The sequence below is a fragment of the Lentzea jiangxiensis genome (assembly GCF_900104175.1).
Lineage (GTDB): Bacteria > Actinomycetota > Actinomycetes > Mycobacteriales > Pseudonocardiaceae > Lentzea > Lentzea jiangxiensis.
This window is the reverse complement of the sequence record NZ_FNIX01000001.1, coordinates 405,895-427,488: the sequence shown is the minus strand read 5'-3', so window position 1 is coordinate 427,488 and position 21,594 is coordinate 405,895. Positions and strand designations below refer to the sequence as shown.

Here is a 21,594-nt window from a genome sequence, read left to right as displayed (position 1 = left end):
CGAACGCTACCGGCACGGCTATGTGAGGTTCACCGCCGTTGACGGGGCGGAGTTTTCCGCTCCACGGGCGGTACCCCCGGAGCGGACCCCGGTGTGTCGGGAAGAATGACGCCGTGGAGAACGGTGACCAGGATCGCTTGATCGCGGCTAGGTACCGGCTGCTGCACCTGCTGGGCCAGGGCTCGATGGGCACCGTCTGGGCCGCTCACGACGAGGTGTTGCGCAGGCAGGTCGCGGTCAAGGGGATCCTGAGGCCGCCCGGCATGCCCGACGTGGCCGCCGACGAGCTGCGCGAGCGGACCATGCGCGAGGCCCGCGCCGTCGCCGCGCTCTCCCACCCGAACGTCGTGACGCTCTACGACGTCGTGCAGCACGAGGGCGACCCGTACGTCGTGATGGAGCTCGTGCCGTCACGCAGCCTCGGCGACGTGTTGCAGGAACAGGGCTGTCTCACCGAGAAGCAAGGTGCGGCGGTGCTGGACGCGGTGGCGGCGGCGCTCGCGGCGGCGCACCGGGCGGGCATCACGCACCGGGACGTCAAGCCCGGCAACGTGCTGATCGCCGACGACGGCCGGGTGAAGCTCACCGACTTCGGCATCGCGCGCAACGTCGCCGAGGCCACGATGACCGCGCGCGGCATCACGCTGGGCACGCCCGCCTACATCGCGCCCGAGGTGGCGCAGGGCGGTGACGTGTCGGAGGCTGCGGACCGGTGGTCGCTCGGCGCCACGGTGTGGGCCGCGATGGCCGGCGAGCCGCCGTACGCCGGCAAGAACGTCATGCAGACGATCAACGCGGTGATCAACGGCGACGTGCCGGTGCCCGCGGGGGCCGGGCGGCTCGCGCCGGTGATCAGCGGGCTGATGCGCAAGGACCCGGCCGAACGGCTGTCGCTCGTCGACGTGCGCAAGCAGGTGTACCCGCTGCTGCCCGAGCCCGGCACTGACGCGTTCGAGGTCCGCGAGACGGTGCCGCTGCCGGTGGTCGTGCGGCCCAAGCCGAGGATCGAGCCGGACGCGCCGCTGGCCGACGACCCCGGCCCGCTGCCGTTCGCGCTCACCACACCGCACCCGCCGGCGCCGCGGGGACGCCTCGCCTCGGCGTTCGTGCTGGTCGCCGCCGTCCTGCTGTTCCTGGCGGGGTCGGGCGGCGGGTTCGCGCTGACGAGGCTCGCGGCCGGCGCGACGCTGCTGCCGCCGACCCGGCAGACGGTGCAGACGCTGCCGACGTTGCCCACGTCGGCGACGCTGCGGCCGCGCACCGCCTCCGCCGTGACGGCCATCGGCGACCAGGGCGGCGAGTTCACCATGAGCGTCGACCAGAGCTGGACGACGTACGCCGAGCAGCGGGCCGCCGACGCGCGGTTCCCGGTGTCGGCGGTCGTGCACTTCGTGTCGGGCAGCGGCGCGTACGAGGTGACCGTGCAGCGGTTCCCGGACTACTACCCGAAGCGCGACATCAAGGCGTACGTCGCGGGTGTGCGGGCGCGGTGGCCCGGGCGCTTCTTCGGCGGCGAGAGGGTGCCGACGCCGGACCTCCCGGGGCCGCGCGCCGAGGCGAGCACCCAGTTCCTCTACCGCACGGTCGAGGGTGACGAACCCAACGCGCTGCGGCGGTCGCACCTCTCCCGGGTGCTCCCCCACGGCGACGACCTGTGGGTGGTCGAGGTCGTGGTGCCGACGGAGCAGGAGGACGAGGCCAGGGTGCGCCTCTTCGACGCGATCGCCTCGACGTTCGCCCCGGTTTAACATCTGGCGGTGACTCCAGAAGAGCTGGCCGGCAAGGCCGCGGAAGAGATCCAGAGCCGCACCGGCAACGAGAAGCACGACATCGCCATCGTGCTCGGCTCCGGCTGGCGGCCCGCCGCCGACGTGATCGGTGAGCCCGTCGTCGAGATCGGGGTGGGCGAGCTGACGGGCTTCGAGGCGCCGACCGCGCTCGGCCACGGCGGCACCATCCGTTCCGTCGAGGTCGGCGGCAAGAAGGTCCTCGTCGTCCTCGGCCGCACCCACGGCTACGAGGGCAAGGGCGTGCAGAAGGTCGTGCACGGCGTGCGTGCCGTCGCGGCCGCGGGCGTGAAGACGGTCGTGCTGACCAACGCCGCCGGTGGCCTGCGGCAGGGCATGACCGTCGGGCAGCCGGTGCTGATCTCCGACCACCTCAACCTCACCTCGCTGTCGCCGCTGGTCGGCGCGCGGTTCGTCGACCTCACGGACCTGTACTCGCCACGGCTGCGCAAGGTCGCGCAGGAGATCGACCCGTCGCTGGAGGAGGGCGTGTACGCGGGCCTGCCGGGACCGCACTTCGAGACGCCCGCCGAGATCCGGATGCTGCGCACCCTGGGCGCCGACCTGGTCGGCATGTCAACCGTGCACGAGGCCATCGCCGCACGGGCCGAGGGCGTCGAGGTGTTCGGCCTGTCGCTGGTCACGAACCTCGCGGCGGGCATCACCGGCGAGCCGCTGAACCACCAGGAGGTGCTGGACGCCGGCGCCGCCGCGGCCCAGCGCATGGGCACCCTGCTGCGCGAGCTGGTGGACCGGGCATGAGCCTGACGCCGGCACTGCGTGACGCGACGTTCCGGTGGATCGCCGACGACCCGTCGGACGTGACTCGAACCGAGTTGCAGGGCGTGTTGGCACGGGCGATGGGCGGCGACCCCGCCGCTCTGGAGGACCTGCGGGACCGCATGGCCGGTCCGCTGACGTTCGGCACCGCCGGGCTGCGCGGGCCGGTGCGGGCGGGCACGAACGGCATGAACGTGGCCACCGTGGTCCGCGCGACGGCCGGCCTGGCGTCGTGGCTCAGCACGTCCGGCCTGGTGTTCGTGGGTCGTGACGCGCGGCACGGGTCCGAGGAGTTCGCCACCGCCGCGGCCGAGGTCATGGCGGCGGCGGGCTTCGACGTGCGGGTGCTGCCCGAGCCGTTGCCGACGCCGGTGCTGGCGTACCTGGTGCGCGCGCACGGCGCCGTGGCGGGCATCCAGATCACCGCGTCGCACAACCCTCCTGCGGACAACGGCTACAAGCTCTACCTGGCCGGTGGTTCGCAGATCGTCCCGCCGTCCGACGGCGAGATCGAGAAGGCGATCGAGGCCGTTCCGGCCGCGGTGTCCGTACCTCGGAACTCCTCGTACACGACGGTCTCCGACGCGGAGGTGGACGCGTACCTCGAACGGGTGGCGTCGCTGCCGCGCGGGAACTCGCGTGAGCTGAAGATCGCGCTGACGCCGATGCACGGCGTCGGCGGCGCGTTCGCCGTGGAAGCGTTGCGGCGCGCGGGCTTCACCGACGTGCACGTGGTGCGGTCGCAGGCGGTGCCGGACCCGGACTTCCCGACAGTGGTGTTCCCGAACCCGGAGGAGCCCGGCGCGGCCGACGAGCTGCTGTCCCTCGCGGCGTCGGTGGACGCCGACCTGGCGATCGCCCTCGACCCGGACGCGGACCGGTGCGCCCTCGGCGTGAAGGACGGCGACACGTGGCGGATGCTGCGCGGTGACGAGACGGGCGTGCTGCTCGGCTCGCTCGTGCTGTCCACCACCGAGTCGGCGGACCCGCTGGTGGCGACCACGATCGTGTCGTCGTCGCTGCTGAAGTCGGTCGCGGCCGCGCACGGTGCCCGCTACGCCGAGACGCTGACGGGCTTCAAGTGGCTGGCGCGCGCGGGCGAGGGCCTGGTGTTCGCCTACGAGGAGGCGCTCGGCAACTGCGTCGACCCCGAGCACGTGGCCGACAAGGACGGCATCTCGGCCGCCGTCGTCGCCGCGGACCTGGCCGCCGGGCTCAAGGCCTCGGGCCGCACGCTGCTGGACGCGCTCGACCAGCTGGCGGTGGACCACGGCCTGCACCTGACCGACCAGGTCTCGTTGCGCTACACCGATCTGAGCCTGATCGGCGCGACGATGGCGCGGCTGCGCGCCGAACCACCGCCGGACTTCGCGTCGGAGGACCTGTTGCCCGGCGCGGACGTGCTGCGCTGGACGGCGGACGGCGTGCGCGTGATCGTGCGGCCCTCCGGCACCGAACCGAAGCTCAAGGCGTACCTCGAGGTCGTCGAGCCGGTCACGGACGGACTGGAGTCCGCCCGTGCGGCGGGCAGGGCCAGGCTCGCGGAACTGCGGGAACGGGTGACGGCGCTCGTCAGCTAGCGATCGCGATCGCGAGGCACAGCGCAGCCAGGGCGAAACCCCCGCCGGCCACGAAGTAGGCCCTCCTGGTCGGCGGGGACACCGCGTTGCGGCGTCCTTCGGTGACCGCCGCGACGGCGATCCGGCCGAAGATGTACGCGATCGTGCAGAGCCCCACGCCGAGCCCGAGCAGCATCGTGTTGACGTCCCACGGGCTGTGGTCGAACCCCGGCCACACGGACGCGAAGAGAGGCCCGATCCCGATCATCCCGATGCCGACGGCGAGGCCGGAACCCCAGGTGATGCGGCGCTGGCGAGGACTGGTGTGCATTAGGGCGGTGGTCTTCATGGTCCCTCCTGTGTACACCTTCTAGGACGTGCTTCCGGCCGCAGGGTTCCGTTTGCCCAGCAACAGGAACGCCTGCGGTCCTCCTTCGTCCGCACCCTTGCGGCGTTGCAGCCGTGCCACCTCGTCGAACCCGGCCGCGGTCGCGTTGGCCACGGTTTCCTCGATGCCGTGCCAGTACACCTCCAGGTCCACGTCGTGGCCGTAGGCGTGGGGCAGGTGCTGCTTCCGGTCGCCCAGCTTGAAGGCGTGCAACAGGTGGCCGCCGGGCTTCAGGACCCGGCAGAACTCCTCCCACGGCACCTCGCTCGCCGGCATGTGGACCGTGGAGTACCAGACGACGGCGCCGCCGAGGATGTTGTCCTGGAGGTCGAGCGCGTTCATGTCGCCCTGGGAGAAGGCCAGGTGCGGGTAGGCCCGCCGCGCCTGGTCGACCATGCCGTCGGAGAGGTCGATGCCGAACGAGGTGAGGCCCAGCTCGTGCAGGTGCTGGGTGATCCGGCCGGTGCCGCAGCCCAGGTCCGCCACCAGACCCTCGGTCATCTCGGCGAACGCGCGCATGACGGCGGCGTCGAGGGGGCGGCCGTCGTGCGCGTCCGGGAGGAGCCGGGCGTAGTCGGCGGCGACGGTGTCGTAGGAGGCGCGGGTCATGGTCGTCCATGCTGCTGCACCGCGGGCCCCGCTGTCCGGCGAACGCCGCTCGTGCGGCTTGCGCGTCCGCGATCAGCACGTCAGCGTGGGGCCATGCCGCGCCTCTTGATCGTCCACCACACCCCGTCGCCCGCCCTCCAGGCGATGTTCGAGGCCGTGCTCGCCGGTGCCACCACCCCCGAGGTCGAGGGCGTCGAGGTGGTGCGCCGGGCAGCGTTGTCCACAACCGCTGTGGACACCCTGGAAGCCGACGGCTACCTGCTGGGGACGCCCGCCAACCTCGGGTACATGAGCGGCGCGCTGAAGCACTTCTTCGACACCGTCTACTACCCGTGCCTCGATTCCACGCGCGGCAGGCCGTTCGGGCTTTACGTGCACGGCAACAACGACACGACGGGGGCGGTGCGCAGCGTGGAGACCGCCACGACCGGCTTGGGCTGGGAGAAGGCGGCTCAGCACGTGCTCGTCACGGGTGAGCCGGGGAAGGCCGACCTCCAGGCGTGCTGGGAGCTCGGCGCCACCGTGGCGGCCCAGTTGTCCACATGATCCCAGGGTTGTCCACAGCTTGTTGTCCCCACCCTGTGGACAACCCTGGGGATGCTTTCGAACGTGTGTTCTAACGCCCGATCGAGCTCATGTCCGGGTACCGCTCACCGGCGACGGCGGACGCGGGAACCGCGGCCTCGACGGCGGCCAAGTCCGCCTCCGAGAGCTCCAGGGACGCCGCCGCGACGTTCTCCTCCAGGTACCTGATCCGCTTGGTGCCCGGGATCGGCACGACGTCGGAGCCCCGGTGCTGCACCCACGCCAGCGCGAGCTGACCGGCGGTCACACCGCGCTCCGCGGCCAGCGCCTTCAGCTCGGCGACCATCTTCAGGTTCGCGTCGAGGTTCTCGCCGGAGAACCGCGGGTTCACGGCGCGGAAGTCGCCCTCCTCGAAGTCGGCCGGCGACGCGAAACGCCCGGTCAGCACGCCACGGCCGAGCGGCGAGTACGGCACGATGCCGATGCCCAGCTCACGGGCGGTCGGGACGATCTCGGCCTCGATGTCGCGCGACCACAGCGACCACTCGCTCTGCAGGGCGGTGATCGGGTGCACGGCGTGGGCGCGGCGCAGCGTGTCGGCGCCCGCCTCGGACAGGCCGAGGTGCCGCACCTTGCCCTCGGTGACCAGCTCGGCCATCGCGCCGACGGTCTCCTCGATCGGGGTGTCGGACGGCACGCGGTGCAGGTAGTACAGGTCGATCGTCTCCACTCCGAGACGCTTGAGCGAGCCCTCGACCGACGAGCGCACGTAGGCGCGGTCGCCGCGGATCGACCGGCCGCCGCCCTCGCGGACGATGCCGAACTTCGTGGCGAGCACGTAGCCCGAGCGGCCGGCGAGCGCACGGCCCACCAGTTCCTCGTTCACGTGCGGGCCGTACATGTCGGCGGTGTCGATCAGCGTCACGCCGAGCTCCAGGGCCCGGTGGATGACGGCGATCGACTCCTGCTCGTCGCCTGCGCCGTAGAACTCCGACATCCCCATGCAGCCGAGGCCCTGCGGCCCGACCTGCAGCGATCCCAATGAACGGCTCACGCCGTCGCCTCCAAGTCCCGCTCGACCACCGCGTAGTGGTCGATCTTGTAGTCGAGCACCTCCAGGCAGGTCTGCAGCTCCGCGATGCGGGCGCGGACGTCGCCGCGGTGCTCGACGAGGATCTGCTTGCGGCGGCCTGCCGTCAGGTCGCCCTTGTGCCTGAGCTGCGCGAACTCGCGCATCATGCGAATCGGCATGCCGGTCGTGCGCAGCCGCGTCACGAAAGCCAGCCAGCCGAGGTCTTCCTCCGAGTAGCTGCGACGGCCGCCCGAGTCCCGGGCGGGCGGGTCGACGAGCCCGATTCGTTCGTAGTAGCGCAAGGTGTCGATGGACAACCCGCTGCGCTGCGCGGCTTGGGCTATCGAGTAACTCACGAACGCGACGCTATGACCTGGAGTGCACTCTAGGTCAAGCGGAATCCTTGGAGATTCCCCACGCTTCGAGATGACCCGCCATCTCCGGCACGTCGATCTTGTCGCGGCCGAGGGAGCGGACGAGGTCCAGCGCGTCGTCCTCGTCGGCGTCGATCCAGTAGCCGTTGATGTCGCACATCGTGACGGCGGCGACCCAGGCGAGCCGCCAGTTGCCCTCGACGAGAGGGCGGGTCCTGACGATGGAGTCGAGCAGGGCGGAGGACTTGAGCCACAGCGTGTCGTACGCCTCCACGCCGAGAACGGTCGCGCGGGGACGGTACGCCGCCGTGTCCAGCAGGCCGATGTCCCTGACGACGAGATCGCCGCCGGTCACGGCTGTGGCCAGCACCAACAGGTCCCCGGCGTCGAGGTAGGAGATCACGGCATCCAGTTGATCACAGAGGTCTGACAGTTTCAGGAAGAACCGAGCCTATCCAAAAGACCTCGGTACTTGGGCAGGACCCGCCCCAGCACCTCGCCGAGCTTCTCCTCCTGCTGCATGCGCCGGTAGCGCTCCGCGATCGCGAGCCGCACGACCTCCTGCTTGGAGCGGCCCTCGGCGTGCGCCAGTTCAGCGAGCCGCTGGTTCTCCTCGTCGGTCAACCGCAAGGTCATCGCCATTCCCAGCACGGTATCAACTTGATACCACACGGACCAGGGGCAGATAGGATCGGCCGGTGCCCAGGCCCAAGACCCACGACGACGCGCTGCGGCGGCGTCTGCTCGAGCGGGCGGGCGAGCTGCTCAGCACCGAAGGTCCCGCCGCAGTGAGCCTGCGCAAGATCGCCACCGACGTCAACACCTCGACGACGGCGGTCTATTCCCTCTTCGGCGGGAAGCCGGCGCTGCTCGAGGCGCTCTACGACGAGGCGTTCACGCGGTTCGGCCGCAACCTCGCCGCGGTGCCGGTCACGGACGACCCGGCGGAGGACCTGCTGCGGATCGGGCTGGCGTACCGGCGCAGCGCGCTGGAGGACCCGCAGTTCTACTCGGTGCTCTACTCGAAGGTCGTCGCACCGACGAAGGAGATGAGCCGCGCGGCGGGCAGGACGTTCGCACCGGTGATCAACGCGGTGCGGCGCGCGGTGGAGCAGGGCGTCTACCTCGCGGAGGACCCGGAGCAGATCGCGATGTCGATGTGGGGCATCGCGCACGGCCTGGTGAGCCTGGAGCTCAACGGCAACCTGCCGCCCGGTGTGGACGCGGCCGCCACCTACGAGCTGGCGTTGCGCGCGCACGGCAGGGGCTGGCGGGCGGAAGCCGGGAAAACCCTGTAGAACCACGGAATCCGGGGAGGCGGCCGCCGCGAAACCTCCCCGGACCCGCTGAACTGTCCGATTAGGACAGTCCGTCTTCGGTGCGGCCTACCTGAGAGCGCCGTCGAGCGCCTTGATCAGCTCACCCTGCGGCGTGTCGCCGTCGAGCGACCAGACCATCGCGCCGCCGAGCCTGCGGTCGTTGATGTAGCGCGCCTTGCGCTTCATCTCCGTCGCGTCGTCGTAGGTCCACCAAGTCTTGCCGTCGTAGATCCACGCGAAGCCGGCGCGCTCGTCGCGGTAGATCCGGTACGTGTTGCCCGGCTCCGAGAGCTTCGCCTTGATGCGGTGGAAGTCCTCGTACCCCGCCTCGTACTTGGCGGGCGCGGGAACGCCGGTGCCGAACAGGCCGTTGCGCGCGCCGGGGGCGACGCCGTCCCAGCCGCGGCCGTAGAACGGAACACCGAGCACCGCCTTGGACCGCGGGGCACCGCGCGAGAGCCACGCGTCGACCGTCACCTCGGAGCTGAACTCGAACTCCGACGGGTCGCCCTTGGGCACGCGCAGCGCGGACTGCTGGTTCGCCGCCGCGTCCCACGCGCCGTGGTAGTCGTAGCCCTGCAGGGTGCCGAAGGTGAGGTAGGAGAACACCTTCCTAACCTCGAAGCCCGCGTCGACCTGCCTCGGGTCGGCCGGCAGGAACGCCGTCAGGTCGCGGTTCCAGCCCATCTGCCTGCGGTACTCGGCGAGCAGCTTGGTGAAGTTCTGCTTGTCCTCGGGACGCACGACGTTCGGCGGCGTCGTGTTGCCATTGCTGCCGGGCCACTCCCAGTCGAGGTCGACGCCGTCGAAGACGCCCTTCGCGGCGCCCTCGGGCAGACCGGGCAGGTTGCCCTTGATCCACATGTCGGTGCACGACTTGACGTGCGCGGCCCGCGACTCGGGCGTCAGCGCGGCGTTGGAGAACCAGCGCGAGCCCGTCCAGCCGCCCAGCGAGATGTTGACCCTCAGCTTGGGGTACCTGGCCTTGAGCTGCTTGAGCTGGTTCAGGTTGCCCATCAGCGCCTGGCCCGCTTCGTCGGCCTTGCCGCTCACCGACTGCTCCGCGGTGTGGGGCATCTGCCAGTCGGCCCACGGGTCGGAGCTCACGCACTTGCCCGACTCGTCGAGGAAGCCGAAGGCGTAGTTCAGGTGCGTGAGCCGCGCGGCGGCCCCGCTGTCCACGAGGTTCTTGACCCGGAAGTTCCGGTCGTACACGCCCCACTGGATGAAGTACCCGACGGTGCGGGTCTTCGAGAAACCGTGGTGCCCGGTGGTCGCGACGTCGGCGTGCGCGGGCGCGGAGGCCAGCGACGCTGACAGGGCGCCGACCGCGAGCGCGGCGACACCCCATCTCCGTCTGGACATGTGACTCCTCAGTCAGATCGCGGCAGCGGCGATGTGGTCCACAGCACGATATGCCTAAGGTCTAGACCACTGCTACGTCCGATCGGAGGTATGTCCTAAACCGCCCCGTACAGACGGTCACCGGCATCACCCAGGCCGGGCACGATGAAGCCGGAGTCGTTGAGCCTCTCGTCCACCGACGCCGTGACGAGGCGGCACGGCAGCTTCGAGTCCTCGAGGTGGTTGATCCCCTCGGGAGCCGCGAGCACGCACACGGCCGTCACGTCGGTCGCGCCGCGCTGGGTCAGCAGCCGGATCGTGTAGGCCATCGACCCGCCGGTCGCGAGCATCGGGTCGAGCACGAACACCGGCCGTCCCGCGAGGTCCTCCGGCAACGACTCCATGTACGGCGTCGGCTGGAGCGTCTCCTCGTCGCGCGCGAGACCGACGAACCCCATCTGGGCGTCCGGGATCAGCTTGTGCGCCTGGTCCGCCATGCCCAGACCGGCCCGCAGCACCGGCACGAGCAGCGGCGGGTTTGCCAGCCGGTAGCCGGTGGTACGAGCAACCGGCGTGTGCGTGCGGTCTTCCTTCAGCGGTGCCTCGCGCATCGCTTCGTAGACCAGCATCACGGTGAGTTCGTGCAATGCGGCGCGGAACGTGGCGTTGTCCGTGCGCGCGTCGCGCATGGTTGTGAGCCTCGCCTTGGCGAGTGGATGATCGACGACGAGAACGTCCATGACCGACACCGTAACCGCTGGGAGGAGCGAAGGGTGTTCGAAGAGATCTACCGCGAGGCACGTCAGCGGATCGTCGGCCTGACCATGGGGCTGAGCGCCGAGGAGCTCTCGCGCGCCGTCCCCGCCTGTCCTGAGTGGACCGTGCACCAGCTCCTCGCGCACCTGTCCGGCGCGGCGTCCGATCTCGCCGGCGGCCGCATGGAGGGAGCCCCGTCGGACGAGTGGACCGCGCGGCACGTCGCCGAGCGCGCGGACGTGCCCGCCGACGACCTGCTGGAGCAGTGGAACGCCTCCGGCGACCGGATCGCCGAGATGTCGCGCATCCCCTACCAGCTGGCACTCGACGCGCTCACGCACGAGGCCGACCTGCGGGCGGCGCTCGGCCGCGAACGCCTCCCCGACTCGGCCTGGCAGCCCACGCTCGTCTGGATCACCCCTCGCCGGCTGGCCGGCGTGGCGGTGAAGACGGAGCTGGGGGTGCTCGGCGACGGCCCGATCACGCTGGAGGCCGACGGCTACGAGCTGTGGCGCGCGTTCTTCGGCAGGCGCTCGCGGCGGCAGGTGCGGGCGTGGAAGTGGTCGGACCCGTCGCCGGTCGACCAGCTGCCGTTCTTCCCGTTCAGGGACACCAATCTGGTGGAGTGAACGCCGTTAACCAACCGGTGTAGCGTCGGCCGGGTGACAGACCACGTGCGCATCGGAGTGCTCGGCGCGGCCACGATCGCGCCCATCGCCGTCGTCCGCCCGGCCCGTTCCTCGACGGTCGCCGAGGTCGTGGCCGTCGCCGCGCGGTCGGCCGAGCGCGCCCGGACGTTCGCCGACAGGCACGGCATCGCGCGCGTGCACGACTCGTACGAGGACCTGCTGGCCGACCCGGCCGTCGACGCCGTCTACAACCCCCTGCCCAACGGCCTGCACGGCAGGTGGACGCTCGCAGCCCTGGAGGCCGGCAAGCACGTCCTGTGCGAGAAGCCGTTCACCGCGAACGCCGCCGAAGCGGCCGAGGTGGCGAAGGCCGCGCAGGCCTCCGGCCTCGTGGTGATGGAGGCGTTCCACTACCGCTACCACCCGCTGGCCGTGCGCGTGGACGAGATCGTGCGGTCCGGTGTCCTCGGACCGCTGCGGCACGTCGAGGCGTCCGTCTGCTTCCCGCTGCCGAAGTTCTCCGACATCCGCTACGACTACTCGCTGGCGGGCGGCGCGATGATGGACGCCGGCTGCTACGCGGTGCACATGGTCCGCCTGCTCGGCGGCGAGGAACCCGAGGTGCGGTCCGCGAAGGCGTTGCCGCACGGGCCTTCCGTCGACCGGGCGATGCGCGCGACGCTGCGCTTCCCGGCCGGCCACACGGGATCGGTGCACGCGTCGCTGTGGTCGTCGACGGTGCTCAAGCTGTCGATGAAGGCTATCGGCGAGAACGGCGTGCTGCACGTCCTCAACCCGCTCGGCCCGCAGCTGGCGCACCGGTTGTCATTGCGGCTCAAGGACAGGAAGTCCACGGAGACGTTCGGGCGGCGCTCGACCTACGCGTACCAGCTCGACGCGTTCACCGCGGCGGTGCTGCGCGGCGAGCCGTTCCCGACGACCGCCGACGACGCGGTGCGCACCATGACCGTGATCGACGCGGTCTACCGCGCGGCCGGGCTGCCGCCGCGCAGGCCGACATCGTGACGCGACCGAAAATCACCTGATCAGGGGGTTGTACAACCCGTTCCGGGAATGCAGAACGGCCCCACCGGCACCGATGTGTCTCGTAGCTAGTGGAGACGCGGAGGTGTGACAGTGAGAATCGAACAGAAGCCCGCCCAGCAGTGGTGCGAGTCCCCGCTGGTCATCATGGGGGTGTCGGTGTCGATCGCCGTGGTGATCGGGGTGCTGCCGCTGACGTGGGGCTACAGCCCGGCCCTGGCCTCGGCGCTCGCCGCCGCCCTGCTGCTCGCCCTGGCGATCACGGTCAAGTACGCACCTAACCGCAAGTGAGCGCTCTAGACTCGATCGGGTGAGCGACGAGCTGGTACCCGCTGATCAGAGTCACCTGCGCGCCTCGGACGCGGACCGGGAACAGATCGCGCAGGTTCTGCACAAGGCGACCGCCGAAGGCCGCCTCGACATCCACGAGCTGGACGAGCGCCTGGCGGCCGTCTACGCCGCGAAGACCTACGGCGAGCTCGTCCCGATCACGGCCGACCTGGTCATCAGCGGCCTGCCGCAGAGCCCGGCGATCCCGCAGTACCAGCCCGCGGTGAGCGACCGCATCGGCGGCCAACCGGGCAGCGCGGTGTCGGTGGCGTTCTGGTCGGGCGTGAACCGCAAGGGCCAGTGGGTCGTCCCGCGCATGCACAACGCGGTCGCCGTGATGGGCGGCATCGAGATCGACCTGACCCACGCCCGGTTCGCCGAGCAGGAGGTCACCATCAGCTGCTTCGCGTTCTGGGGCGGCGTCGAGATCCGGGTGCCCGACGACATCAACGTCCACGTCGACGGGTTCGGCTTCATGGGCGCCTTCGAGGACCGCGCGCCCGGCCGCCGGCACATCCCGGGCGCGCCGACCGTGCGGATCACGGGGCTCGCGCTGATGGGCGGCGTGGAGGTGAAGGGACCCAAGCGGAAGAAGTCCCAGGTCCTGCGCGAACTGCTGGACTGATGCGGCTGGCCGACCCCATCGAGCGCGCGGTGCCGCTGAACCGCCGTGCCGGCGGTGCTCGCGCAGAGGCGGTGCGCGGGGCTCGTCACACCTCCGAATAGGCCCTCTGAGCTGCGCGAACATGCTCACTTAGGACGGGCGTCCCATTCCGCTTAGACTCCTGGGCATGGCTGCTCCAACGACACCGCCGTCGGCCCTGGCTGACGCCGTGCGCGACGAATCGTCGCTGCGGCGTTTCCTGCACGGGCTCCCCGGCGTCGACCAGGTCGGCGTCGAGCAACGAGCCGCGGGCCTCGGCACGCGGAGCATCAAGAAGGCCTCGAAGCTGCACGCCATCGACCTGGCGATCAGCATGGTGGACCTGACCACGCTCGAGGGCGCGGACACCGCGGGCAAGGTGCGCGGCCTCGCCGCGAAGGCGAAGCGGCCCGACCCCGAGCGGCCGGACGTGCCGCCGGTCGCGGCGGTCTGCGTCTACCCGGACATGGTCGCCACGGCGGCGAAGGAGCTGCAGGGCACCGGGATCAACGTCGCCAGCGTCGCGACGGCGTTCCCCAGCGGGCGCAGCACGCTCGACATCAAGCTGGCCGACACCCGGTTCGCCGTGCGGGAGGGTGCGAGCGAGGTCGACATGGTGATCGACCGCGGCGCGTTCCTGAGCGGCCGGTACGGGCAGGTGTTCGAGGAGATCGTCAAGGTCAAGGAGGCGTGCGGGGACGCGCACCTCAAGGTCATCCTCGAGACCGGCGAGCTCGTGACGTACGACAACGTGCGCCGCGCGTCGTGGCTCGCGCTGCTGGCCGGCGGCGACTTCATCAAGACCTCGACCGGCAAGGTGCAGCCCGCCGCGACGCTGCCGGTCACGCACGTGATGCTGCAGGCCGTGCGCGACTGGAAGGCGCAGACCGGAGAGCTGCGCGGGGTGAAGCCCGCCGGCGGCATCCGCACGACCAAGGACGCGATCAAGTACCTGGTGGCCGTGCACGAGGTGGCCGGTCCGGAGTGGCTCGACCCGCACCTCTTCCGGTTCGGCGCGTCGACGTTGCTCAACGACCTGCTCATGCAGCGTCGGACCCAGTTGGACGGCCACTACAGCGGCCCGGACTACGTGACGGTGGACTGAAGACATGTGGGAATACGCCCCCGCGCCCGAGTCGCGGGACATCGCGAACCTCAAGCCCTCGTACAAGATGTTCGTCGACGGCAAGTTCGTCGAGGGCACCGGCGAGCCGCTCAAGACCGTCAACCCGGCCACCGAGGAGGTGCTCGCGGAGGTCTCGACCGCGTCGCAGTCCGATGTGGACACCGCGGTCAAGGCCGCGCGCAAGGCCTACGACCGCGTGTGGTCGAAGATGCCGGGAAGCGAGCGCGCCAAGTACATCTACCGCATCGCGCGGCAGATCCAGGAGCGCGGCCGTGAGCTCGCGGTGCTGGAGTCGCTCGACAACGGCAAGCCGATCAAGGAGTCGCGCGACGTCGACGTCCCGACGGCCGCCTCGCACTTCTTCTACCACGCGGGCTGGGCGGACAAGCTCGGCTACGCGGGCTACGGCCCGGACCCGCAGCCGCTGGGCGTCGCTGGGCAGGTCATCCCGTGGAACTTCCCGCTGCTGATGGCGGCGTGGAAGATCGCTCCCGCGCTCGCGTGCGGCAACACGGTCGTGCTCAAGCCCGCCGAGACCACGCCGCTGACGGCGCTGGTGCTGGCGGACGTCATCCAGCAGTGCGACCTGCCGCCGGGCGTCGTGAACATCATCCCGGGCGCCGGTGACGTCGGCGCCGCGCTCGTCGGCCACGAGGACGTGAACAAGGTCGCCTTCACCGGCTCGACCGACGTCGGCAAGGTCATCCAGGGCCGGCTGGCGGGCACGTCGAAGAAGCTGACGCTCGAACTGGGCGGCAAGGCGGCGAACATCGTCTTCGACGACGCCCCGCTCGACCAGGCCGTCGAGGGCATCGTCAACGGCATCTTCTTCAACCAGGGCCACGTCTGCTGCGCCGGCTCCCGCCTCCTCGTGCAGGAGTCGATCGCCGACGAGCTGGTCGAGAAGCTGCACGCGCGCGTCAGCACGTTGCGCGTCGGCGACCCGCTCGACAAGAACACCGACGTCGGCGCGATCAACTCCCGCGAGCAGCTCACCAGGATCAAGGAGCTGACGGAGTCCGGCGACGCCGAGGGCGCCCAGCGCTGGACGTCCTCCTGCCCGTTGCCGGACAAGGGTTTCTTCTTCGCCCCGACCGTCTTCTCCAACGTCTCGCAGGCGATGCGCATCGCCCGCGAGGAGATCTTCGGCCCGGTCCTGTCCGTCCTGACCTTCCGCACGCCCGAAGAGGCGGTCGCCAAGGCGAACAACACGCCGTACGGCCTGTCCGCCGGCATCTGGACCGAGAAGGGCTCGCGCATCCTCTGGATGGCACAGCGCATGCGCGCCGGCGTCGTGTGGTCCAACACGTTCAACCGCTTCGACCCGACCGCCCCGTTCGGCGGTTACCAGGAGTCGGGCTTCGGCCGTGAGGGCGGCCGCACCGGTCTGGAGGCCTACCTCGATGTCTGATCGACTCACGGTCGCGAAGACCTACAAGCTCTACATCGGCGGCAAGTTCCCGCGCTCGGAGTCCGGCCGCAGCTACCCGGTGGCGGACGCCAAGGGCACCTTCCTCGCCAACGCCGCACAGGGTTCCCGCAAGGACGCCCGCGACGCCGTGGCCGCCGCCCGCAAGGCCTTCGACGCGTGGTCCGGCGCCACCGCCTACAACCGGGGCCAGGTCCTGTACCGCGTGGCCGAGGTCCTCGAAGGCCGCCGCGAGCAGTTCATCTCCGAGGTCGCCACCTCCGAGGGCGTCCCGGCGAAGAAGGCCCAGTCCCTGGTGGACACGGCCATCGACCGCTGGGTCTGGTACGCGGGCTGGACCGACAAGATCGCGGCCGTCCTGGGCTCCTCGAACCCGGTCGCGGGCCCGTACTTCTCGTTCTCCACCCCCGAACCCACGGGCGTGGTGGCGGTACTGGCGCCCCAGCAGTCCTCACTGCTGGGCCTGGTCTCGGTGATCGCCCCGGTGATCGCCTCCGGCAACACCTGCGTGGTCATCACCTCCCAGGACCGCCCGCTCCCCGCCATCACCCTGTCCGAGGTGCTGGCCACGAGCGACGTCCCCGGCGGCGTGGTCAACATCATCACCGGCCGCACGGCGGAAATCGCCCCGTGGCTGGCCTCGCACGCGGACGTCAACGCCCTGGACCTCACCGGCGCCCCGGACTCCCTGCGCGCCGACCTGGAACGCGCGGCGGCAGGCACCGTGAAGCGCGTGCTGCGCACCAAGCCGAACGAGGACTTCACCGCGACGCCGGACATGTCCCGCCTGCGCGCCTACCTCGAAACGAAGACGGTCTGGCACCCCATGGGCGTCTGACACCCCCAGTCGGCGGCGTAGGCCTTCCCCTGCGCCGCCAACTCCTCGCCGAGGATCCTGATCGCCTTCGGCCCCACGCCGTGGATCTTCAACAGCGCCTTGGCCGGCACCTTCGTCAGCGAGTCGAACGTCGCATAGCCGTGCGCGACCAACTCACGGTCGGCGACTTTGCCGATGGTGCGCGGAAACTCGGACCCGGGCAGCTCGGACATGCCAGGAAGTCCACCACACGCACCCACGACGCCGAAGGCGAGCCGCTTCGGCTTTTGCCTGCGAACCGGCGATCAGGAATTGACCAACCCGGCCCGCCAAGCCCAGGAAGCGATCCCCACCCGGTTCCGGACGTTCAACTTGGCCTGCACCGACGCCAGATGCGTCTTGACGGTGGACAGGGAGAGGTAGAGCTCGGAAGCGATCTCCTGGTTGGACAGCCCCCGAGCCACCTCCCGGACCACGTCCTGCTCCCGAGCGGTCAGCAACCCCAGGTCAGGCCGGGACGCCGGCCGGGCGAAGTGCTCCAGCATCCGCACCGTCACCCGGGGCGAGATCAAGGCGTTCCCGGCGGCAGCAGCCCGAACGGCCTCGACCAGCAACGCAGGCCCGGCATCCTTGGTCAAGAACCCGGACGCACCGTTCTCGAGCGCTGTGTGCACGTACTCGTCCAGGTCGAAAGTGGTCACCACCACTACCTTCGTGGTGGGCGACAACTTCTTCGTCACCTCGAGCCCGTCCAGCCCGGGCATCCGGATGTCCAGCAACGCGACATCCGGCTTGTGCTCGCGAGCCGCGGTCACAGCCGCGACCCCGTCGGCGACATCAGCCACCACGGTGATGTCCGGCTGCTTCTCCAGGATCATCCGAAACCCGACGCGGACCATCTCCTGGTCGTCGGCGATGAGGACCGAGATCACTTCTTCCCTTCCAGGGGTAGCTCGGCGAGCACCTGCCAGCCGGTCTCACGCGGACCCGCGGAGAACAGGCCGCCCAGCAGGTCGACCCTCTCACGCATCCCCACGAGACCGTAGCCACCCTGGTTCAGCTCGTGCGGCTGACCGTCGTCGGCCACGACCACGCGCAACGCCCTCGCGGGCGTCCGGGAGATCTCCACGTCGACCATCGTGGGCGAGACCGCGTGCTTGTGGACGTTGGTGAGGGACTCCTGGACCAGGCGAAGCACCGAGCGGCCGAGCTCCGGCGGGACCTCGTCGGGGAGGTCGATGCGCAGGCGGGTGTCGAAGCCGAGTTCGCGGGTGCGTTCGACGGCCGAGATGACGTCGGCGGCGAGGTCGGTGGTGGCGGCCTCGTTCTCGCCCTGGCGCAGGGTGCCGACGAGGCGGCGCATGGCTCCCAGGGCTTCCGTGCCCGATCGGACGATGCCGGGGAGCAGGCGGTGGGCGGCTCGCGGGTCTTCGTCGGAGACCTCCAGGGCCGCCTGGGCCTGCACGAGCATGCCGGTCACGTGGTGGGCGACCACGTCGTGCAGTTCGCGGGCCAGGGCGATGCGCTCCTCCTTCTGCGCGTCGACGACGGCGGCGGCGATCAGGCGGCCGCTCTCGGTGTCGCGGGCGCGGAAGTAGAGGCCCGTGCCGACGGCGGCGAAGCCGAGGACGAGCGAGCCGAGCATCTCGTTGTAGTTGCTGCCGGAGAGCCAGTTGTCGCGGACGATCGCGGCGAAGAAGCTCACGGCCATCAGGGAGCCGACCGACCACGTGGCCGCGCGGCGCGGTTCCTCGCGGACCACGACGGCCGTGATGACCAGGCAGGCGGCGGTCTCGGCGACGGTCAGCGGGCTGAGGATCGTCGGCAGGTAGACCTGGAAGAGCCGGATCACGAACGACGACAGGAAGATCGACACCACGGCCACCGGGATGGCGAAGACGCGCGACTTGAACGACGTGACCGCCACGATGCACACGGGCACGGTCATCAGCCACACCAGCGCCTGGCGGCTGCTGCCCCCGCTCATCAGCAGCAGCTCGCCGAGCATCAGCAAGGCGAGCACGGCGGCGATCGGCCATTGGCCCCGGTGACTGTCCACGGCAGACAACGGTAGGACCACCACACCTCTCCGGCCTCGGTCATCCGGCTGATCCGGTGTGTCGTCAAGGCTGAGGTTTTCGCCGCGCGCGAGGAGCACCTTGAGGACCATGAATCCGGTTCTGGCCGCTCGTGGCCTGGTCAAGACCTACGGCGACGTGCACGCGCTCGCCGGGGTGGACGTCGACATCTCCGCCGGGGACGTGCTGGCTGTCGTCGGTCCGTCCGGGTCCGGCAAGACGACGCTCCTGCACGTGCTGTCCGGCATCCTGCGCGCCGACGGGGGCGAGGTGTTCCTCGACGGGCGCGCGATCGGCGAGCTGAACGAGACGGGGCGCAGCGCGCTGCGGCGCACCGCGTTCGGGTTCGTGTTCCAGTCGGGCATGCTCGTCGCCGAGCTCACGGCCGAGGAGAACGCGGCCCTGCCGATGCTGCTCGCGGGCGGTTCGCGGGAGGAGTCGCTCGGCGCGGCGAGGCTGTGGCTGTCGCGGCTCGGCCTGCAGGGGCTCGAGAAGCGGCTGCCGAGCCAGCTCTCCGGCGGTCAGGCGCAACGGGTCGCGATCGCGCGGGCCCTCGCGCACCGGCCGCGCGTGATCTTCGCCGACGAACCGACCGGCGCGCTCGACACGCGCACCGGCCAGGAGATGATGACCGCCCTGCTGCGGGCCGCGGAGGAGACGGGCGCGGCCGTCGTCATCGTCACGCACGACAAGGCCATCGCGGACCGCGCGCTGCGCGTCGTCGAGATCCAGGACGGCAAGATCGCGAACACGGACTCCGCCAAGGCGGTGCCCGCGTGAGGATCGCTCTCGCGGTGCTGCGCCGCGACCGCCGCAGCCAGATCGCGACCGGCCTGGTCGCCCTCGGCGTGATGATCGCCGTGTCGCTGGTCCTGTGGCTCCTCGCGGCACCGAACGGCCTCCAGGCGCGCGCCGAGCGCACGGCGTGGCGCGACATCTCCACCAACGCGGACGACAGGAGCACCATCTCCGTCGCGGCGACCAGGGACTCCTACCGGGGCAGGCTGATCGAGCGGTACGACGTCGCCCGCGACCGGCCCGGCGAGGTGCCCGTCGCGAAGGGCATCGCGCGGTTCCCGGAGGCGGGCGAGGTGCTGCTGTCCCCCGCCCTCGCGGACCTCGTGCGCGCGGCCCCGGCGGAGAACCTCGGCAACCGGTTCCCCGGCGCGGTGATCGCCGAGCTCGGCCGGGAAGCGCTGAAGCACGACGGCGAGCTCGTCGCGATCGTCGGTCACGAGGACGTGGCCAACGGCCTGCCCACGACCGGGCTCGCGAACACCTACGCGACGTACACCGACGACTACCGGGGCCTGCTCCACCTGCTCACCCGCGTGGGCCTGGTGGTGCTGGTCGTGCCGTGCCTCGTGCTGGTCGCGTCGGCGGCCAGGCTGACGGCGGCGAAGCGCGAACGGCGGCTCGCCGCGCTGAGGCTCGCCGGCGCGTCCCCGCGGCAGGTCGTCGTGATGACCGCGATCGAGACCGCGGTCGGCGCCGTCGTCGGCAGCGTGCTCGGCGTGCTGCTCGCCCAGCCGTTCAGCCACCTCACCGCGAAGATCCCCTGGGAGGGCGGCACCTGGTACCCCGGCGACTTCGTGCCCGATCCGTTCGTGATCACGGCGGTGGCCGTGCTCGCCCCGGTCCTGGTCGTCGGCGCGGCGATCATGGGGTTGCGCCGCGTCGTGCAGCAACCCCTTGCGGCAGAGGAGAAGCGCAGGGTGCGGTCGTGGCGGGTGCTGACGATCGCGGGCGCGATCGGCGTGTTCTTCCTCGGCATCGCGTACGCGCAGCAGGCCAGGGGCGACAACCAGTTCACCGTCGTGCTCACCGGGCTCGGGGCGGTGGCGCTCGCGCTGGTGCTGACCGGTCCTGTCGTCACGGCGTGGGTCGGCAGGTTCTTCGTCGGGCGGTGGAGCAGGCCGTCGACGCTGCTCGCGGGACGCAGGCTCGCCGGCGACCCGGTGGCGGCGTTCCGCGGCTCGGCCGGCGTGGTGATCGCGGTGTTCACCGGCTCGATGGCGCTGACCATGCTGCCGGGCCTCGAAACCACGGTGCCGAGCCGCGACGGCACGTGGCGGGCGGACGCGATCGTCGCCGAGCAGGTGGGTCTCGACGTCACGCCGTTGCGGCTCGCGACCTCGGCGCCGATCGTCCCGATGCTCGCCGGCAACGTCGGCAACGGCGACCGCGAGCACCACGGCTACTCCGTGCTCGTCGGCCGGTGCACCGAGGTCGCCAGGGTGCTCGAAGACCTGCGCTGCCAGGACGGCCCGGCCGTCTACGGGCCGGAAGAGCTGAGGTACGACCACTTCCGCGCCGGCTCGCAGGACGACGAGATCACCGCGAAGCTGCCCGCGGAGCACGTGACGCGGCCGTTCCCGGGGACCGGCAGGGTCCAGGCGGTGATCGACCCCGAACTGCTGCCCTCCGTGCAGGGCAGGGTGTCCCTGGTCGGGGTGCCGACCACGCCGGAGAACCGCGAGGCCGTGCACACCGCGTTCATCCGCGCGCTGCCCGGAGCACCGCTGACCGACGGCGAGGTCACCGGCCTGTGGGGCGACACGCTCAGCGAGGACCTGCGGCGGGCCGCGGTCATCGGCCTCTCCATCGCGACGGTGCTCGGCGGCATCGGCGCGGCGGTCGCGGCGGCGGGATCGGTGATCGACCGAAGGCGCACTTTCGGCGCGTTGATCGCGGCCGGAACTCCCGTTCGCGTGCTGGCTCACGCATTGCGCCGCGAAGTGGTGCTGCCCGTGCTCGCCGTCACAATTGCGGCGTGTGGCGCGGGAATCGTCGTGGGCCTCGGATTGCTCACTTTGGCGCGCGGCATGGTGGGCGGTGAGGATTTGCCGCTCACGCCGTGGGTCGTGGCCCCGGTGGCCGTCGGAGTGCTGGTCGCGCTGGTGGCGGCCCTGGCCTGCGGCCCGGTACTACGCGGTGTCAGCCCACGGGATTACGCGGCGGAGTAGTGCTCGGCCGGAAGTACGA

Annotated in this window: 25 protein-coding genes; 14 read left to right on the top strand and 11 right to left on the bottom strand. The window is 70.8% G+C overall.

The genetic code is table 11. From position 1 onward, the window contains the following. Nucleotides 1-113 precede the first annotated feature (113 nt). From BLQ91_RS02295 to BLQ91_RS02285, 3 genes are read left to right on the top strand one after another with little or no spacing between them, the layout of a single operon-like run. A complete protein-coding gene (locus tag BLQ91_RS02295) occupies nt 114-1,748 on the top strand; it encodes a serine/threonine-protein kinase (RefSeq protein WP_090094870.1) in 1,635 nt (544 codons plus the stop codon). Between the two features lie 9 nt (nt 1,749-1,757). Further along, nucleotides 1,758-2,549, top strand: a complete 792-nt coding sequence (locus BLQ91_RS02290) for a purine-nucleoside phosphorylase (RefSeq protein ID WP_090094869.1) — start codon at nt 1,758-1,760, stop codon at nt 2,547-2,549. Then, entirely contained in the window at nt 2,546-4,147 is a 1,602-nt protein-coding gene (locus tag BLQ91_RS02285; protein ID WP_090094868.1) for a phospho-sugar mutase, read from the top strand. The genes BLQ91_RS02290 and BLQ91_RS02285 overlap by 4 nt, the downstream gene beginning before the upstream one ends. Here the strand turns inward: BLQ91_RS02285 and BLQ91_RS02280 are convergent. Together BLQ91_RS02280 and BLQ91_RS02275 are read right to left on the bottom strand one after the other, a co-directional pair. After that, entirely contained in the window at nt 4,140-4,475 is a 336-nt protein-coding gene (locus BLQ91_RS02280; protein ID WP_245732996.1) for a hypothetical protein, read from the bottom strand. The two genes, BLQ91_RS02285 and BLQ91_RS02280, sit on opposite strands and share 8 nt — an antisense overlap. 21 nt (nt 4,476-4,496) lie before the next feature. Next, nucleotides 4,497-5,123, bottom strand: a complete 627-nt coding sequence (locus BLQ91_RS02275) for a class I SAM-dependent methyltransferase (protein WP_090094866.1) — start codon at nt 5,121-5,123, stop codon at nt 4,497-4,499. Between the two features lie 93 nt (nt 5,124-5,216). Here BLQ91_RS02275 and BLQ91_RS02270 point away from each other — a divergent pair, with 93 nt between their 5' ends. After that, nucleotides 5,217-5,669 carry a flavodoxin family protein gene (locus BLQ91_RS02270; RefSeq protein WP_090094865.1) on the top strand — a complete coding sequence of 151 codons (453 nt, stop codon included), beginning with the start codon at nt 5,217-5,219 and terminating at the stop codon, nt 5,667-5,669. 70 nt (nt 5,670-5,739) lie between these two features. Here BLQ91_RS02270 and BLQ91_RS02265 read toward each other — a convergent pair whose 3' ends face one another. From BLQ91_RS02265 to BLQ91_RS02250, 4 genes are read right to left on the bottom strand one after another with little or no spacing between them, the layout of a single operon-like run. Then, on the bottom strand, nt 5,740-6,651 hold the full coding sequence (locus BLQ91_RS02265) for an aldo/keto reductase (RefSeq protein WP_090095926.1): 912 nt from the start codon (nt 6,649-6,651) through the stop codon (nt 5,740-5,742). A gap of 47 nt (nt 6,652-6,698) precedes the next feature. Next, nucleotides 6,699-7,076: a MerR family transcriptional regulator gene (locus tag BLQ91_RS02260; RefSeq protein ID WP_090094864.1), complete on the bottom strand. Its 378-nt coding sequence runs from the start codon at nt 7,074-7,076 to the stop codon at nt 6,699-6,701. A 34-nt stretch (nt 7,077-7,110) separates the two neighbouring features. Continuing rightward, complete coding sequence (locus tag BLQ91_RS02255; RefSeq protein ID WP_090094863.1) at nt 7,111-7,497, bottom strand: type II toxin-antitoxin system death-on-curing family toxin; 387 nt, start codon at nt 7,495-7,497, stop codon at nt 7,111-7,113. Between the two features lie 32 nt (nt 7,498-7,529). Further along, nucleotides 7,530-7,736: a type II toxin-antitoxin system VapB family antitoxin gene (locus tag BLQ91_RS02250; protein WP_090094862.1), complete on the bottom strand. Its 207-nt coding sequence runs from the start codon at nt 7,734-7,736 to the stop codon at nt 7,530-7,532. Between the two features lie 56 nt (nt 7,737-7,792). On the opposite strand from BLQ91_RS02250, the gene BLQ91_RS02245 reads away from it, so the two are divergent. Beyond that, the gene (locus BLQ91_RS02245) at nt 7,793-8,392 is read left to right on the top strand and encodes a TetR/AcrR family transcriptional regulator (protein ID WP_090094861.1); all 600 of its coding nucleotides are present in this window, start codon (nt 7,793-7,795) and stop codon (nt 8,390-8,392) included. Between the two features lie 87 nt (nt 8,393-8,479). Here the strand turns inward: BLQ91_RS02245 and BLQ91_RS02240 are convergent, their stop codons facing one another. Together BLQ91_RS02240 and upp are read right to left on the bottom strand one after the other, a co-directional pair. Then, nucleotides 8,480-9,778, bottom strand: a complete 1,299-nt coding sequence (locus BLQ91_RS02240) for a glycoside hydrolase family 18 protein (RefSeq protein ID WP_090094860.1) — start codon at nt 9,776-9,778, stop codon at nt 8,480-8,482. A gap of 95 nt (nt 9,779-9,873) precedes the next feature. Then, complete coding sequence (gene upp, locus BLQ91_RS02235) at nt 9,874-10,497, bottom strand: uracil phosphoribosyltransferase (RefSeq protein WP_090094859.1); 624 nt, start codon at nt 10,495-10,497, stop codon at nt 9,874-9,876. Between the two features lie 33 nt (nt 10,498-10,530). Here upp and BLQ91_RS02230 point away from each other — a divergent pair, with 33 nt between their 5' ends. From BLQ91_RS02230 to BLQ91_RS02200, 7 genes are all read left to right on the top strand, one after another. Continuing rightward, complete coding sequence (locus tag BLQ91_RS02230; RefSeq protein ID WP_176959535.1) at nt 10,531-11,142, top strand: maleylpyruvate isomerase family mycothiol-dependent enzyme; 612 nt, start codon at nt 10,531-10,533, stop codon at nt 11,140-11,142. A gap of 33 nt (nt 11,143-11,175) precedes the next feature. After that, a complete protein-coding gene (locus BLQ91_RS02225; protein WP_090094857.1) occupies nt 11,176-12,168 on the top strand; it encodes a Gfo/Idh/MocA family protein in 993 nt (330 codons plus the stop codon). A 111-nt stretch (nt 12,169-12,279) separates the two neighbouring features. Then, entirely contained in the window at nt 12,280-12,477 is a 198-nt protein-coding gene (locus BLQ91_RS02220) for a hypothetical protein (RefSeq protein WP_090094856.1), read from the top strand. 19 nt (nt 12,478-12,496) lie between these two features. After that, a complete protein-coding gene (locus tag BLQ91_RS02215; protein ID WP_245732994.1) occupies nt 12,497-13,141 on the top strand; it encodes a DUF1707 SHOCT-like domain-containing protein in 645 nt (214 codons plus the stop codon). A 166-nt stretch (nt 13,142-13,307) separates the two neighbouring features. Further along, nucleotides 13,308-14,264 carry a deoxyribose-phosphate aldolase gene (deoC, locus tag BLQ91_RS02210; RefSeq protein ID WP_090094855.1) on the top strand — a complete coding sequence of 319 codons (957 nt, stop codon included), beginning with the start codon at nt 13,308-13,310 and terminating at the stop codon, nt 14,262-14,264. Nucleotides 14,265-14,268: 4 nt separating this feature from the next. Further along, the gene (locus tag BLQ91_RS02205; protein ID WP_090094854.1) at nt 14,269-15,696 is read left to right on the top strand and encodes an aldehyde dehydrogenase family protein; all 1,428 of its coding nucleotides are present in this window, start codon (nt 14,269-14,271) and stop codon (nt 15,694-15,696) included. Continuing rightward, a complete protein-coding gene (locus BLQ91_RS02200; protein WP_090094853.1) occupies nt 15,689-16,552 on the top strand; it encodes an aldehyde dehydrogenase family protein in 864 nt (287 codons plus the stop codon). Before BLQ91_RS02205 ends, BLQ91_RS02200 begins: the two co-directional genes overlap by 8 nt. On the opposite strand, the gene BLQ91_RS02195 is transcribed toward BLQ91_RS02200, so the two are convergent. The 3 genes from BLQ91_RS02195 to BLQ91_RS02185 all read right to left on the bottom strand — a co-directional run bounded on the left by BLQ91_RS02195 (nt 16,510) and on the right by BLQ91_RS02185 (nt 18,590). Further along, the gene (locus tag BLQ91_RS02195; protein WP_090094852.1) at nt 16,510-16,764 is read right to left on the bottom strand and encodes a helix-hairpin-helix domain-containing protein; all 255 of its coding nucleotides are present in this window, start codon (nt 16,762-16,764) and stop codon (nt 16,510-16,512) included. The two genes, BLQ91_RS02200 and BLQ91_RS02195, sit on opposite strands and share 43 nt — an antisense overlap. Before the next feature lie 72 nt (nt 16,765-16,836). Further along, a complete protein-coding gene (locus BLQ91_RS02190; RefSeq protein WP_090094851.1) occupies nt 16,837-17,463 on the bottom strand; it encodes a response regulator transcription factor in 627 nt (208 codons plus the stop codon). Beyond that, nucleotides 17,460-18,590, bottom strand: coding sequence for a sensor histidine kinase (locus BLQ91_RS02185; protein ID WP_176959534.1), 1,131 nt, complete (start codon nt 18,588-18,590; stop codon nt 17,460-17,462). The genes BLQ91_RS02190 and BLQ91_RS02185 overlap by 4 nt, the downstream gene beginning before the upstream one ends. A gap of 109 nt (nt 18,591-18,699) precedes the next feature. Here BLQ91_RS02185 and BLQ91_RS02180 point away from each other — a divergent pair, with 109 nt between their 5' ends. Next, complete coding sequence (locus BLQ91_RS02180; RefSeq protein WP_090094849.1) at nt 18,700-19,389, top strand: ABC transporter ATP-binding protein; 690 nt, start codon at nt 18,700-18,702, stop codon at nt 19,387-19,389. Continuing rightward, a complete protein-coding gene (locus tag BLQ91_RS02175) occupies nt 19,386-21,575 on the top strand; it encodes an FtsX-like permease family protein (RefSeq protein ID WP_090094848.1) in 2,190 nt (729 codons plus the stop codon). The genes BLQ91_RS02180 and BLQ91_RS02175 overlap by 4 nt, the downstream gene beginning before the upstream one ends. Nucleotides 21,576-21,594: the final 19 nt, after the last annotated feature.

What these genes read in the sequence shown, in the direction of transcription:
- BLQ91_RS02285 (WP_090094868.1), top strand. Translation starts at nt 2,546, where the DNA reads ATGAGCCTGACGCCGGCACTGCGTGACGCGACGTTCCGGTGGATCGCC.
- BLQ91_RS02280 (WP_245732996.1), bottom strand. Translation starts at nt 4,475, where the DNA reads ATGAAGACCACCGCCCTAATGCACACCAGTCCTCGCCAGCGCCGCATC.
- BLQ91_RS02275 (WP_090094866.1), bottom strand. Translation starts at nt 5,123, where the DNA reads ATGACCCGCGCCTCCTACGACACCGTCGCCGCCGACTACGCCCGGCTC.
- BLQ91_RS02270 (WP_090094865.1), top strand. Translation starts at nt 5,217, where the DNA reads ATGCCGCGCCTCTTGATCGTCCACCACACCCCGTCGCCCGCCCTCCAG.
- BLQ91_RS02265 (WP_090095926.1), bottom strand. Translation starts at nt 6,651, where the DNA reads ATGGGGATGTCGGAGTTCTACGGCGCAGGCGACGAGCAGGAGTCGATC.
- BLQ91_RS02250 (WP_090094862.1), bottom strand. Translation starts at nt 7,736, where the DNA reads ATGGCGATGACCTTGCGGTTGACCGACGAGGAGAACCAGCGGCTCGCT.
- BLQ91_RS02240 (WP_090094860.1), bottom strand. Translation starts at nt 9,778, where the DNA reads ATGTCCAGACGGAGATGGGGTGTCGCCGCGCTCGCGGTCGGCGCCCTG.
- upp (WP_090094859.1), bottom strand. Translation starts at nt 10,497, where the DNA reads ATGGACGTTCTCGTCGTCGATCATCCACTCGCCAAGGCGAGGCTCACA.
- deoC (WP_090094855.1), top strand. Translation starts at nt 13,308, where the DNA reads ATGGCTGCTCCAACGACACCGCCGTCGGCCCTGGCTGACGCCGTGCGC.
- BLQ91_RS02205 (WP_090094854.1), top strand. Translation starts at nt 14,269, where the DNA reads ATGTGGGAATACGCCCCCGCGCCCGAGTCGCGGGACATCGCGAACCTC.
- BLQ91_RS02200 (WP_090094853.1), top strand. Translation starts at nt 15,689, where the DNA reads ATGTCTGATCGACTCACGGTCGCGAAGACCTACAAGCTCTACATCGGC.
- BLQ91_RS02195 (WP_090094852.1), bottom strand. Translation starts at nt 16,764, where the DNA reads ATGTCCGAGCTGCCCGGGTCCGAGTTTCCGCGCACCATCGGCAAAGTC.
- BLQ91_RS02180 (WP_090094849.1), top strand. Translation starts at nt 18,700, where the DNA reads ATGAATCCGGTTCTGGCCGCTCGTGGCCTGGTCAAGACCTACGGCGAC.